Source organism: Arthrobacter sp. 10T419, assembly GCF_056394105.1.
In genome coordinates, this window is record NZ_JBFTHF010000001.1 from 635,587 (window position 1) to 650,022 (window position 14,436).

General features: G+C 68.0%; 9 protein-coding genes. 7 read left to right on the forward strand and 2 right to left on the reverse strand.

Going from position 1 to position 14,436, the window contains the following annotated elements:
- The first annotated feature begins 43 nt into the window (after nucleotides 1-43).
- The 5 genes from glgX to AC1DBD_RS03105 all read left to right on the forward strand — a co-directional run bounded on the left by glgX (nucleotide 44) and on the right by AC1DBD_RS03105 (nucleotide 8,742).
- Nucleotides 44-2,284: a glycogen debranching protein GlgX gene (glgX, locus tag AC1DBD_RS03085; RefSeq protein WP_441417071.1), complete on the forward strand. Its 2,241-nt coding sequence runs from the start codon at nucleotides 44-46 to the stop codon at nucleotides 2,282-2,284.
- Entirely contained in the window at nucleotides 2,281-4,617 is a 2,337-nt protein-coding gene (gene treY / locus AC1DBD_RS03090) for a malto-oligosyltrehalose synthase (protein ID WP_476981394.1), read from the forward strand. Before glgX ends, treY begins: the two co-directional genes overlap by 4 nt.
- A gap of 36 nt (nucleotides 4,618-4,653) precedes the next feature.
- Entirely contained in the window at nucleotides 4,654-6,411 is a 1,758-nt protein-coding gene (treZ, locus tag AC1DBD_RS03095; RefSeq protein WP_476981395.1) for a malto-oligosyltrehalose trehalohydrolase, read from the forward strand.
- Between the two features lie 15 nt (nucleotides 6,412-6,426).
- A complete protein-coding gene (mgrA, locus tag AC1DBD_RS03100) occupies nucleotides 6,427-7,464 on the forward strand; it encodes an L-glyceraldehyde 3-phosphate reductase (protein WP_476908471.1) in 1,038 nt (345 codons plus the stop codon).
- A gap of 192 nt (nucleotides 7,465-7,656) precedes the next feature.
- On the forward strand, nucleotides 7,657-8,742 hold the full coding sequence (locus AC1DBD_RS03105; RefSeq protein WP_476892132.1) for an inositol-3-phosphate synthase: 1,086 nt from the start codon (nucleotides 7,657-7,659) through the stop codon (nucleotides 8,740-8,742).
- Between the two features lie 85 nt (nucleotides 8,743-8,827).
- On the opposite strand, the gene AC1DBD_RS03110 is transcribed toward AC1DBD_RS03105, so the two are convergent.
- Complete coding sequence (locus tag AC1DBD_RS03110) at nucleotides 8,828-10,585, reverse strand: formate--tetrahydrofolate ligase (protein WP_476981396.1); 1,758 nt, start codon at nucleotides 10,583-10,585, stop codon at nucleotides 8,828-8,830.
- A 71-nt stretch (nucleotides 10,586-10,656) separates the two neighbouring features.
- On the reverse strand, nucleotides 10,657-11,922 hold the full coding sequence (mshA, locus tag AC1DBD_RS03115; RefSeq protein WP_476981397.1) for a D-inositol-3-phosphate glycosyltransferase: 1,266 nt from the start codon (nucleotides 11,920-11,922) through the stop codon (nucleotides 10,657-10,659).
- 97 nt (nucleotides 11,923-12,019) lie between these two features.
- Here mshA and AC1DBD_RS03120 point away from each other — a divergent pair, with 97 nt between their 5' ends.
- Nucleotides 12,020-12,556 (forward strand): N-acetyltransferase family protein, encoded by a 537-nt coding sequence (locus AC1DBD_RS03120; RefSeq protein WP_476981398.1) that lies wholly within the window; start codon nucleotides 12,020-12,022, stop codon nucleotides 12,554-12,556.
- 83 nt (nucleotides 12,557-12,639) lie between these two features.
- Nucleotides 12,640-14,424, forward strand: coding sequence for a glycoside hydrolase family 5 protein (locus AC1DBD_RS03125; protein ID WP_476892135.1), 1,785 nt, complete (start codon nucleotides 12,640-12,642; stop codon nucleotides 14,422-14,424).
- Nucleotides 14,425-14,436: the final 12 nt, after the last annotated feature.

Genomic DNA, 14,436 nt, shown 5'->3' on the forward strand with positions numbered 1-14,436 from the left:
AGTAGTCTGTCTAGAGATTGTCCGCATCGCACGAGGAGTACACATGGAAGTCTGGCCCGGAACGGCTTACCCGCTGGGAGCCACTTTTGACGGCACCGGCACCAATTTTGCCCTGTTCAGCGAACAAGCGGAGCGGGTTGAGCTCTGCCTCCTGGCCGACGACCTGAGCGAGACGCGGATCGAACTGACCGAGGTGGACGGCTACGTCTGGCACTGCTACCTGCCGCAGATCCAGCCCGGACAGAAGTACGGCTACCGGGTGCACGGCCCGTACGACCCGGCGAGCGGAAACCGCTTCAACGCCAACAAGCTGCTGATGGACCCGTACGCCAAGGCAATCCAGGGCCAGATCGACTGGGACCCGGCGCTCTTCTCCTACGAATTCGGCGACCCCGATTCGCGCAACGACGCCGATTCGGCACCGCACACCATGCACGGCGTCGTCATCAACCCGTACTTCGAGTGGGACGGTGACCGCCAGCTGCGCGTCCCCTACCACGAGTCGGTCATTTACGAGGCCCACGTTAAAGGCCTGACCGAGCTGCACCCGGAAATCCCCGAAGAGCAGCGCGGCACCTACGCCGGTGTGGCCCACCCGGCCGTCATTGAGCACCTGAAGAAGCTCGGCGTCACGGCGATCGAGCTCATGCCGGTCCACCAGTTCGTCAACGACGGCACCCTGGTGGAGAAGGGCCTCAACAACTACTGGGGCTACAACACCATCGGCTTCTTCGCCCCGCAGAACACCTACAGCTCCTCCGGCGACGTCGGACACCAGGTCCAGGAATTCAAAGCCATGGTCCGCGAGCTGCACCGGGCCGGCATCGAGGTCATCCTCGACGTCGTCTACAACCACACCGCCGAAGGCAACCACCTCGGCCCCACCCTTTCCTTCAAGGGCATCGACAACCAGGCGTACTACCGGCTGGTCGACGGCGACCTGAAGCACTACATGGACTACACCGGCACCGGCAACTCGCTCAATGTCCGGCACCCGCACTCGCTGCAGCTGCTGATGGACTCGCTGCGCTACTGGGTGACGGAAATGCACGTCGACGGCTTCCGCTTCGACCTCGCCTCCACGCTGGCCCGCGAGTTCTACGACGTCGACAAGCTCTCCACCTTCTTCGAACTGATCCAGCAGGATCCGATCGTCTCCCAGGTCAAGCTGATCGCCGAGCCGTGGGACGTCGGCCCCGGCGGTTACCAGGTGGGCAACTTCCCGCCGCAGTGGACCGAATGGAACGGCAAGTACCGCGACACCGTCCGGGACTTCTGGCGCGGCGAACCGTCCACCCTGGGCGAATTCGCCTCCCGCCTGACCGGCTCCGCGGACCTGTACGAGAGTTCGGCACGGCGCCCGGTGGCCTCGATCAACTTCGTCACCGCGCACGACGGCTTCACCATGCGCGACCTGGTCTCCTACAACGAGAAGCACAACGAGGCCAACGGCGAGGGCAACAACGACGGCGAATCGCACAACCGCTCCTGGAACTGCGGCGAAGAGGGCGACTCCGACAACGACACGGTGTTGACCCTCCGCGCCCGCCAGCAGCGGAACTTCATTGCGACGCTGCTGCTCTCCCAGGGCGTGCCGATGCTGCTGCACGGCGACGAACTGGGCCGCACCCAGCAGGGCAACAACAACACCTACTGCCAGGACTCCGAACTGAGCTGGGTGCACTGGGAAGCCATGGACCAGCCCCTCGTGGAGTTCACGGCGTTCGTCAACAAGATCCGCCACGACCACCCGACGTTCCGCCGCAGCCGCTTCTTCGACGGCCGCCCGGTCGTTCGTGGTGAGGGCGAGAAACTGCCGGACATCGTTTGGCTGAAGACCGACGGCACCGGAATGCTGCCGGAGGACTGGGACAGCGGCTTCGGCCGGACCATCGGCGTGTTCTACAACGGCCACGGCATCCAGGAACAGGACTCCCGGGGCCGCCGGATCACCGACGACAGCTTCCTGATGGCCTTCAACGCCCACGACGACAGCGTGGACTTCGTGCTGCCCAACGACGAGTACTCGCCCTTCTGGGAGATCCTCGTGGACACCGCGGACCAGGCCGATACGGACGAGCCGCTCAAGGCAGGGTCGACCCTGACGCTGGCGGCCAAGTCGATGGCCGTGCTGCGCGCCTACTCGGGCCCCGAGATCGAGGTCGATCACTCCGCAGCCGCCTCCCTGGCCTCCATGGCCGAGCACGAGGACGCCCAGGAGGAGATGGCGGAAGCCCAGACCAAGGCCGCCGAAGCCAGCGAAGCGAAGGCCACTGCTTCATGAGGACCCCCGTCTCGACCTACCGGCTCCAGATCCGGCCGGGCTTCACCCTGCAGGATGCCGCCGACACCGTGCCCTACCTGAAGTCCCTTGGGGTCGACTGGATCTACCTGTCTCCGATCCTGACGGCAGAGCAGGGCTCGGACCACGGCTACGACGTCACCGACCCCGCCGCGATCGACCCGGACCGCGGCGGGCCGGAGGGGCTGGCAGCGGTGTCCCGCGCGGCGCGGGAAGCCGGCATGGGTGTGTTGGTGGACATCGTGCCCAACCACGTCGGCGTCGCCACCCCGGTCCAGAACCCGTGGTGGTGGTCGCTGCTCAAGGAAGGCCAGCAGTCGCGCTACGCCCAGGCGTTCGATGTCGACTGGGACTTCGGCGGCGGCCGGATCCGGATCCCGGTGCTGGGCGAGGACGCGGACGTGGACGCGCTCGAGATCCGTGACGGCGAACTGCGCTACTACGACCACCGTTTCCCGCTGGCCGAGGGCAGTTATACCGCAGGTGACTCCACCGCCGACGACCCGCGCGCGGTCCATGACCGGCAGCACTACGAGCTGGTGGGCTGGCGCCGTGCGGACACCGATCTGAACTACCGCCGGTTCTTCGCGGTCAACACCCTCGCCGGGATCAAGGTTGAGGTCCCGGAGGTCTTCGATGAGGCGCACGAGGAGGTTGTCCGCTGGTTCCGGGAGGGCCTCGTTGACGGCTTGCGCATCGACCACCCGGACGGCCTCGCGGATCCGGCAGGCTACCTCCGCCGGTTGCGCGAAGTGACCGGCGGGGCCTACCTGCTGATCGAGAAAATCCTGGAGCCCGGTGAAGAGCTTCCGGCCGGCTTCGAGTGCGAGGGGACCACCGGGTACGACGCCCTCGCGGACGTGGACCGGCTCTTCGTCGACCCCGCCGGCCAGGCGGGCCTCGACGCCCTGGACACCTCGCTGCGCGGCGGCACGCCCGCCGACTATGAGGACATGATCCGCGGCACCAAGCGCCGGATCACCGACGGCATCCTGCACTCGGAGATGCGGCGGCTCGCCCGGCTGGTACCGGCGTCCGCCGGCCTCAGCCCGGAGGCCGCCGTCGATGCGCTGTCCGAGATCACCGCGGCCTTCCCGGTCTACCGCAGCTACCTGCCCGAGGGCGAGGGCGTGCTGCGCGAGGCATGCGAACTCGCCGCCCGGCGGCGTCCCGAGCTCGAACCCGTGGTGCAGGCGCTGCTCCCGCTGCTGCTGCAGGCCGGCCCCGGGCCCGACGACGAGCTGGGCCGCCGCTTCCAGCAGACCTCCGGCATGGTGATGGCCAAGGGTGTGGAGGACACCGCGTTCTTCCGCTACACCCGGCTCGGCACCCTCACCGAGGTCGGCGCGGACCCCACCGAGTTCGCGCTGTCCGCCGACGAGTTCCACGCCCGGATGGCACGCCGCCAGGCGGGCCAGCCGCTGTCGATGACCACGCTCAGCACCCACGACACAAAGCGCAGCGAGGACACCCGGGCCCGGATCTCCGTGCTTGCGGAGCTGGCCCCGGAATGGACGGCCTCGCTGCGCCGGCTGCAGGAGCTGGCGCCCCTGCCCGACGGCCCGCTGGCCAACCTGCTGTGGCAGGCCGTGGCCGGGGTGTGGCCCGCGGACCGGGAGCGCCTCCAGTCCTACGCCCAGAAGGCGGCCCGAGAGGCCGGCAATTCGACGAACTGGCTGGACCCGGACCCGGACTTCGAAGCGAAACTTGCAGCCGCCGTCGACGCGGCGTTCGACAACGCCCAGGTGCGCGCCGAACTCGATTCGCTGGTGGGCCTGCTGGAACCCTACGGCTCCGCCAACGCGCTCTCCGCCAAACTGGTCCAGCTCACCATGCCGGGCGTGCCGGACGTCTACCAGGGCACCGAGTTCTGGGACCGGTCGCTGACCGACCCTGATAACCGGCGGCCGTTCGACTTCGGGGCGCGGCGCGCCGCCCTCAAAGCGATCGACGCCGGTGAGCGGCCGGCGTCGTACCGGGAGGATGCGGCGAAGCTGCTCGTGACCTCGCGGGCGCTGCGGCTGCGCCGGGACCGGCCGGAGCTGTTCGCCGGCTACGCCCCGGTGGCTGCCACCGGAGCCGCCGCCGAACACCTGGTCGCCTTCGACCGCGGCGCCGGCACGCCCGGGGCCCTCGCCCTGGCCACAAGGCTGCCCCGCGGCCTCGAACAACGCGGAGGCTGGCAGGACACCGCCATCGGCCTCACCGTCGCCATGACGGACCAGCTCAGCGGCAGGTCCTTCGGGCCGGGCACGACGGACGTGGCGGAGATCCTCCGCGACTACCCGGTGGCCCTGCTGGTGCCGGGCGCCTGAACGCACGAACTGACGAACCAACTTAGGGGAACGGCAATGACTCTGCCCGCACACGGAACCGCACGCTTCGACCTCTGGGCACCGGAAGCGCAGGACGTCACGCTGCTCGCCGACGGCCGGCACTACCCGATGGTCCGGTCCGGGTCCGCCGGCTGGTGGAGCGCGCCGGAGGCACCGGCCTCCGGCGACGTCGACTACGGCTACCTGCTCGACGGGGATTCCACCCCGCTGCCGGATCCGCGCTCACGCCGCCAGCCCGGGGGAGTGCATGCACTCTCGCGGACCTTCGACGCCGGCAGCCACGAATGGGCAGACGGGCAGTGGAAGGGCCGCGGCCTGCAGGGCGGCGTGATCTACGAGCTGCACCTGGGCACGTTCACGCCCGAGGGGACGCTGGACGCCGCGATCGGCAAGCTCGGCTATCTCGCCGACCTCGGCATCGACTTCGTCGAACTGCTGCCGGTCAACGGGTTCAACGGCACCCACAACTGGGGCTACGACGGGGTCCTCTGGTACGCCGTGCACGAGGGCTACGGCGGCCCGGCCGCCTACCAGCGCTTCGTCGACGCCGCCCACGCCGCCGGCCTGGGCGTCATCCAGGACGTCGTCTACAACCACCTCGGCCCCAGCGGCAACTACCTGCCCCGGTTCGGGCCGTACCTCAAGTCCGGGGAGGGCAACACCTGGGGCGACTCGGTCAACCTGGACGGCCCCGGCTCCGACGTCGTCCGCCGCTACATCCTCGACAACGCAGCCATGTGGCTGCGCGACTACCACGTGGACGGCTTGCGGCTCGATGCCGTGCACGCCTTCAAGGACGAGCGGGCGGTCCACCTGCTGGAGGAGTTCGGGGCGCTCGCCGATGAGGTCTCCGCCGAAACCGGACGCCCTGCGACGATGATCGCCGAGTCGGACCTGAACAACCCGCGGCTGCTCTACCCGCGGGAGGTAAACGGCTACGGCCTGGCTGGGCAGTGGAGCGATGACTTCCACCACGCTGTCCACGTCAACGTCAGCGGCGAGACCACCGGCTACTACAGCGACTTCGATTCGGTCGCGGCCCTCGCCAAGGTCCTGGTGGACGGGTTCTTCCACGACGGCAGCTACTCCAGCTTCCGGGAGCGGCACCACGGCCGGCCCATCAACACCGCCCTCGTGCACCCGGCCGCCCTCGTGGTCTGCAGCCAGAACCACGACCAGATCGGCAACCGGGCTACCGGCGACCGGCTCTCCCAGAGCCTCGGCTACGGGCAGCTGGCGCTCGCAGCGGTCGCGACCCTAGCCTCGCCCTTCACCCCGATGCTGTTCATGGGTGAGGAATACGGTGCCACGACGCCCTGGCAGTTCTTCACCTCGCACCCGGAGCCCGAGCTGGGCAAGGCCACGGCGGAGGGCCGGATCAAGGAGTTCGAACGGATGGGCTGGGACCCCGCCGTCGTGCCCGACCCGCAGGACCCGGCCACGTTCACCCGCTCCAAGCTGGACTGGTCCGAAGCCGAGTCCGGGGAGCACGCGCGGCTGCTGGAGCTGTACCGGAAACTTATCGCGCTGCGCCGTGCGACCCCGGAGCTGGCCGGGCTCGGGTTCGAGGACACCGCAGTGGCGTTCAGCGAGGACGAGGGCTGGCTGCGCCTGCGCCGCGGCAGCGTGGAGGTCGCGATGAACTTCTCCATCGAACCCCGCCAGGTAGCCGTGGACGGCGGCTCGCTGCTGCTGGCCACCGAGGACGGCGTCGCGCTGTCCGCCGGCCGCGTGGAACTGCCCGGCCACAGTGCCGCCGTCGTCTCAAACTAGGACAGGATAATAGTCATGACATATGTTGCAGCAGAGAACCGATACGAGACGATGCCCTACCGCCGGGTGGGACGCAGCGGACTGAAACTGCCGGCCATTTCCCTGGGCCTCTGGCACAACTTCGGCGATGACAAGCCCTTCGAAGTGCAGCGGGCCATCCTGCGCCGCGCCTTCGACCTGGGTGTCACCCACTTCGACCTCGCCAACAACTATGGCCCGCCCTACGGCAGCGCCGAGACCAACTTCGGCCGCCACTTTAAGGACGACTTCAAGCCGTACCGCGACGAACTCATCATCTCCAGCAAGGCCGGCTACGACATGTGGCCGGGGCCCTACGGCAACTGGGGCTCGCGGAAGTACCTGCTGGCCAGCCTGGACCAGTCGCTGGGCCGGATGGGCCTGGATTACGTGGATATCTTCTACAGCCACCGCCCGGACCCCGAGACGCCGCTGGAAGAGACCATGGGCGCCCTGGACCAGGCCGTGCGCTCCGGCAAGGCGCTCTATGCCGGCATTTCGTCCTACACTCCGGAGCAGACGCTCGAGGCGGCCCGGATCCTGAAGGAACTCGGCACCCCGCTGCTGATCCACCAGCCCAGCTACTCGATGCTCAACCGCTGGACCGAGAACGGCAGCCCCAGCCTCTACGAGGCGCTGGAGCAGGTGGGTGCAGGGGCCATCGCTTTCTCGCCGCTGGCGCAGGGCATGCTTACCGACCGCTACCTCAACGGCGTCCCCAAGGATTCCCGTGCGGCGCAGGACAAGTCCCTGGACGAGGCGATGATCACCGGGGAGAAGCTGGACCGCGTGCGCGGGCTCAACCGGATTGCCGAGGGCCGGGGCCAGACCCTCGCGCAGCTGGCGATCGCCTGGATCCTGCGCGAGCAGGGTAAGGGCACCTCGGTGACGTCCGCCCTGGTCGGCGCATCCAGCGTCCGGCAGCTGGAGGACACCCTGGCCGCGATCAACAACCTGGACTTCACGGCCGACGAGCTGGACGCGATCGACGAGTTCGCCGTCGAGTCCGACATCAACCTCTGGGCCCAGAAATAAGCCCCGGGGGCGCCGTTCCGCGGCGCCGCCGGCTGACGTAACAGATTCGGTGCCGTGGCCGGGAACAACTTGAGTCCCGGCGCCGTTGACTAGAATGCAAGAGTGCCGCATGGCGTTGTGCCCGTTTGCCGCCGTCGTACATCAGAGTATGGCCGCGCCGGGCACGTGAAGTTTGTTCTCAAAGGGAGTTTCGTGTCTTCAAATCCGATTCGTGTTGCAATCGTCGGCGTGGGTAACTGTGCCACTTCGCTGGTCCAGGGTGTCCAGTACTACAAGGATGCCGACCCCCAGGCCACGATTCCGGGTCTGATGCACGTGCAGTTCGGCAAGTACCACGTCAACGACGTGCAGTTCGTCGCAGCATTCGATGTCGACGGCAAGAAGGTGGGCCAGGACCTCTCCGCCGCCATCCTCGCCAGCGAAAACAACACCATCAAGATCGCCGACGTCCCGCCGACCGGCGTCACCGTTCAGCGCGGCCCGACCCTCGACGGCCTGGGCAAGTACTACCTCGAGACCATTGAGCAGTCCCCGGAGGAGCCGGTCGACGTCGTCCAGGCCCTCAAGGACGCCAAGGTCGACGTGATGGTCTGCTACCTGCCGGTCGGATCCCAGGAAGCCGCCGAGTACTACGCCCAGTGCGCGATCGACGCCGGCGTGGCCTTCGTCAACGCGCTGCCGGTGTTCATCGCCGGGACCAAGGAGTGGGCGGACAAGTTCACCGCCGCCGGCGTGCCGATCGTGGGCGACGACATCAAGAGCCAGATCGGTGCCACCATCACGCACCGCGTTATGGCCAAGCTCTTCGAAGACCGCGGCGTCACCCTGGACCGCACGTACCAGCTGAACGTCGGCGGCAACATGGACTTCAAGAACATGCTGGAGCGCGACCGCCTCGAGTCCAAGAAGATCTCCAAGACCCAGGCCGTCACGTCCAACGTGGAAGCCGAGCTCGCCGCCAAGGACGTGCACATCGGCCCGTCGGACTATGTCCAGTGGCTCGATGACCGCAAGTGGGCCTTCGTACGCCTCGAGGGCCGCAACTTCGGTGACGCCCCGGTCTCGCTCGAATACAAGCTGGAGGTCTGGGACTCGCCCAACTCCGCCGGCGTGATCATCGACGCCGTCCGCGCCGCCAAGATCGGCCTGGACCGCGGCATCGGCGGCCCGCTGCTCTCGGCGTCGAGCTACTTCATGAAGTCCCCGCCGGAGCAGTTCAACGACGACCTCGCCCGCGAAAAGGTCGAGGCCTTCATCCGCGGCGACCTGGAGCGCTAAGCCCCGCACCGTACACCGCAACGCGGGGTCACCTACAGCCCATCATCCCCCTGGGGATGGGCCGTAAGTGACCCCGCGTTGCTGTTTAAAACAGGCCGACGGGGTTGCCGTTGGCGTCCACGTCCATCCGCATGGCCGCCGGGACCTTGGGCAGTCCGGGCATGGTCATCACCGCACCCGTGAGCGCCACGATGAAGCCCGCGCCGGTCTTGGGGATCAGGTCCCGGACGTGGACGGTGAAGCCCTTCGGGGCGCCGAGCTTGGTGGCGTCGTCGCTGAAGGAGTACTGCGTCTTCGCCATGCAGACCGGCATCCCGGACCAGCCGTTCTTGTCGATCTCCGCGAGCCGCTTGAGCGCCGGGACGGAGAAGTCGACGCCGTCGGCCCCGTAGATTTCCTGCACGATGGTGCGGATCTTGTCCTCCACCGACATCGCCAGCGGGTACAGGTGGCGGAAGCCGTGCGGGGCGTCGATGGCGGCGGCAACCTTCGCGGCAAGCTCGTCGCCGCCGTCGCCCCCTCCGCCGCGGCCCCAGACGTCGGCCACGGCCGCCTGAACACCCTCCGCGGCGCACCAGTCCAGCAGCCAGTCGAGCTCCTCCCGGCTGTCGGTGCCGAACTTGTTGATCGCCACCACCGGGGTGATGCCGAACTTCTCCACGTTGCGCACGTGCCGCTGCAGGTTGGCGACGCCGGCGGCCAGCGCCTCGACGTTGGGCTCCTTGAGCTGGTCCTTGGCGACGCCGCCGTGCATCTTGAGCGCGCGGATGGTGGCCACCACCACGACGGCGGACGGGGCGACGTCGGCCATCCTCGCCTTGATGTCCATGTACTTCTCGGCACCCAGGTCGGCGCCGAAGCCGGCCTCGGTGATGACGACGTCGGCCAGGGAACGCGCCGTCTGGGTGGCGATCAGCGAGTTGCAGCCGTGCGCGATGTTGGCGAAGGGCCCGCCGTGCACCAGGGCCGGGGTGCCCGCGATGGTCTGCACCAGGTTCGGTTTGATCGCGTCCTTGAGCAGCATGGTCAGGGCACCCTGGACGCCGAGGTCCGCGACCGTGACCGGCTCGCGGTCGTAGGTGTAGCCGAAGGTGATCCGGCCCAGCCGGGCGCGCAGGTCGTCCAGGTCCGTGGCCAGGCAGAACACGGCCATGATCTCCGAGGCGACCGTGATGTCGAAGCCGTCCTGCCGCGGCACGCCCTGGGTGGGACCGCCCAGGCCGATCACGACCTCGCGCAGCGCCCGGTCGTTCATGTCCAGCACCCGCTTGAACGTCATCCGGCGCGGATCGATGTTCAGCGCGTTGCCCTGGTAGATGTGGTTGTCCACCAGAGCCATCAGGGCGTTGTTCGCCGAGGTGATCGCGTGGAAGTCGCCGGTGAAGTGCAGGTTGATCTCGTCCATCGGCAGGACCTGGGAGTAGCCGCCGCCGGTCGCGCCGCCCTTCATGCCCAGGATCGGACCCAGCGAAGGCTCGCGCAGGGCGATCATCACCCGGTGCCCGGCGCGGGCCAGGGAGTCGGCGAGGCCCACGGTGGTGGTGGATTTCCCCTCGCCGGCCGGCGTGGGGGACATCGCCGAGACCAGCACCACCTTGCCCGGCGCGTGCGCACCGTCCCGGGCCAGCTTGGCCGGATCGATCTTCGCCTTGTAGCGGCCGTAGAATTCCAGCGCCTCCGGGTTGATCCCGGCCGCGGCAGCCACGTCCTCGATCGGCCGCATGGTGGCCCGCTGCGCAATCTCCAGGTCGCTCAGGACCGGCGCTGCGGCCGGCGAACCCGGTGCCGCCGTCCCGGCCGGCGCATCGGTAGCTGCTGCGGTTTCCGTGGTGTTCTCAGACATCGTTGCCCTTCAGCTCGTGGCTTCGGGTCGCTCCGGCCGGCGGTTCCGGCCAGGCGCCCGGTGTGGTTCCCTCAGGGCGTGTGGCCCACCGGGATGCTCCGTGTTCCAAAATACTGGAGCAATGCGGACTGGTAGCTCTCCAGCGTAATCGTGGCGGTGCGCTGCCAGCCGAAGCCCTGGGCGTGCACCGACGCCGCGCGGCCCATGTCCTCCCGGGTGGCCGGGTCGTCGTGCAGTGCCTCCAGGGCATCGGCCCAGTCCGCGGCCTTGTGCCCTTCCACCAGCAGCCCGGTCCGGCCGTCGAAGATCGCCCGCGACAACCCGCCCACCTTCGTGGCGACCACGGGTGTTCCGCAGGCCTGGGCCTCCAGCGCGACGAGGCCGAACGACTCGCTGTAAGAAGGCATCACCACGACGTCGGCCGAACGGTACCAGCCTGCCAGCTTGGGCGCGCTGACCGGCGGATGGTGCGTGACGACGTCGTCCATCCCGGCGGCGGTGATCAGGGCCTTGAGGTCGAAGTCCTTCGCACCGCTCACCGCACCGAGGATGGTCAGCTGCAGGTCGATGTCCGGGCGGCGCGCACGCAGCAGCGCGGCCGCCTTGATCAGGATCTGCGGGCCCTTGAGCCGCTGGATCCGCCCGGCGAAGAGCAGGTGGAAGCGGCCCGGCGGGACCCCGTGCTGGCTGCGGGCACGGCTCCGGAAGGCGGGCGTGAAGACGGAGAGGTCCACGCCCGGGGGCGCCACGTCGATCCGGTCGGGGTCGGCGGCGTAATGCGAAACCAGCTCGGCGGCCTCGGCGCCGGTGTTGGCGATCAGCCGGGTCGCGCCGTCGACGATCCGGTGTTCACCATCCTCGCGCCGGCGCGGCTCGGGCTGCTCGCCGGATTCCAGCAGCAGGTTCTTGACCTTGGCCATGGTGTGCATGGTGTGCACCAGCGGCACCCCCCACAGCTCCGAGAGTTCGAGGCCCGCGACGCCGGAAACCCAGTAGTGCGAATGAATGACGTCGTAGCGGCCATGCGGCTGCAGCTGCTTGATCCGGTCGATTTCGGCCACCATGCTGTGCAGCAGCGCCGGCAGTTCCTCCTTGGGAAGTTTCCGCGGCGGCCCGGCGAGCACGTTGTGCACGCAGACTCCCGGGGTGGGGTGTTCGACGGCGGCCTGGCCGGCCGCGTTGGACCGCGTGAAAATCTCCACCTCGACGCCGGTCTCCGCGAGGGCGGCGGCGAGGGCCCGGATGTACACGTTCATGCCGCCGGCGTCCCCGGACCCGGGCTGCTCCATCGGCGAGGTGTGCAGGGAGAGGAAGGCGACACGGCGGACCAGCGGCATCCTCTTCCTTCCCTTCGCGTGACGTGGATTCGGTAAAACATTACTCCTGAACGCCGGGCCGGTTCGCGGGCGGCTGCCTGCTGCTAGCGTGGCGGCTGTGAGCGCAAACGCAAAAGACCGGCCGGCCACGGCGTCGTGGGAGATCCGCGAGGCCACCGCGCAGGACTGGGCCGCCATCTGGGAGATCCTGGAGCCTGTGATCCGTGCCGGGGAGACGTTTACCTGGGACCGCGACACCACGGAGGACCAGGCCCGCGCCAAGTGGTTCAAAACCGTCCCGGGCAGGACCTTCGTCGCCGTCGGAACTGGCCGGTTCGACGGCGTCGTACTGGGCACCGGCGAACTGCACGCGAACCAGGGTGGCGGCGGCAGCCACGTCGCCAACGCCGGCTACATGGTCCGCGCCGGTTACGGCGGCCGGGGAGTGGCCCGGGCGTTGTGCGCCTACTCGCTGGACGCCGCCCGCGCCGCGGGCTTCCGCGCCATGCAGTTCAACGCCGTGGTGGAAAGCAACGTCCGGGCCGTCGCCGCCTGGCAAGCCATGGGCTTCGAGATCCTCGCCACCATCCCGGAAGCCTTCCGGCACCCGCAGCTGGGCTACGTGGGACTGCACGTGATGTACCGCAAGCTATAGCTGCCTTCGCCGGATTCAACCCAAGACATTTTCTGCCGGCCCGAATAGGCTGGCCCTCTGGGGGCCGAGCGAGGGAGGCCTGAATGCCCGGAAGTGGCGATCCGCAACTGCCGCACCAGGAACGGCGCAGCCCTGAACGGGGTGCACGACGGCGCCGCTTGCCTGGGTGGGTTCCGGCCGTCCTGCTGCTGGTGGTTCCGTTGCTGGTCATGGCCGGGTGCACGCTGGCCCGGAACAACGACAGAAGCTCCTCGGCGGAGAATTCGCCGGGCTTCGTCACCGCCTCGGGCCGCGGCCTCGTCCTCAACGGCGAGCCCACCCGGCTGAAAGCGGTGAATTTCTCCAACTTCTACCATCGAAACCTGAACGGGGCCGAGCTTCCTAATTCGCAGCACCATGCGGGGGACGACTTCGCCCGGGCGAAAGAAATTGGCTTCAACAGCATCCGCTTCGCCTTCGACGGGGACTGGTATGTCGACTCCCCGCAGGTCTTCTGGCAGTGGCTGGACCAGAACGTGGCCTGGGCGCGGGAACACGGGATGCGCCTGATCCTGGATCTGCACACCCCGATCGGCGGATTCTGGCTGGACCCCACCAGCGACGCCGTCAGTTTCGACATCTGGTCCAACCCCCGGTTGCAGCAGCAGAACGCGGACCTGTGGCGCGATATCGCAGCCCGCTACAAGGATGAACCAGCCATCGCAGCCTACGACCTGCTCAATGAGCCGGTGACGACTGACGCGACCGGGGAACAATGGAAAGTGCTGGCCGGGCAGTTGGTCGCCGCAGTCCGGTCCGAGGACCAGAACCACCTTCTGGTTGTGGGCGGGATCTATGGGGTCAACGGCAGCTACGGCATCTCCGGGGTCGACCAGCATTTCCTTGTTGATGACGACAACGTGGTTTACGACTTCCACTTCTACGAGCCCATCAAATACACCCACCAGTATGCGTCCTGGGTCGAGGGCCCGGTTCAGGACGGCGGCCGCTATCCCGACCCCGACACCATTCTCCCGACCGGTCAGCGGGTCCTGCTGCCGGAAAGCCGCATCGCAACCAAGTCCTTGCCGCCCGGCACCTCAGGCTGGGCGGCGTATGACAGCGGCATCGTAACTATCGAGGACAGCAGCGCGGTGGCGGCTGCACCCATGGTCACTGCGCAGGGCGGCATGCGCGGAACGGCCGGCTTCGATGCAATCAGGGTGACCGAATACGGCCCCGACGGGACCGAACTCCGGCAAGTCATCAACGATCCCCTGGACCGCGACTCGACGTTGGACTGGCATCAATGGCAGTACGGGGACACGGCGGCGCCGCCGAAGTTCGCGCGGGAGAAGACCGGGCACCAGGACAGCGGCAGCCTCTCCATCAGCAATGCCGTCGACGCCACGGCAATCGCAGGGTGGAGCAACGACGCCCACCTGTTCAAGGTCGTGCCGGGTAACAAGTACCGCATCCAGGGCCACATGCGGGGGCAGAGCATTGCGGCCTCGGCCGGTTCGGCACCCCGGATCGGGCTCCAGCTCGACGTCTACGCACAGTCGCCCGGAACACCCGGAAACGGCTTCCTGGCACGCGACAAAGGCTATTTGGCACATGAGTTGGGGAAGCGACTCAAGTTCGGCATCGATAACAACGTGCCGATGTCGGTCATGGAGTTCGGACTGGTCCGGCAAGCATTTGAGATGGAGGGCAAGGGCGGCAGCCAGTGGGTCACCGACATGCTTGATCTCCTGGCGGAGAACGAGCTCAGCTTCGCGTACTGGGAATACCACGGGACCCAGATGGGGCTCTACCTCAGCGGCACCGGCCAGCCGGGCGAACCCAACAAGGCGCTACAGGAGACCCTCGCCCGCGGACTGCGTTGAGCGGACTGCGCT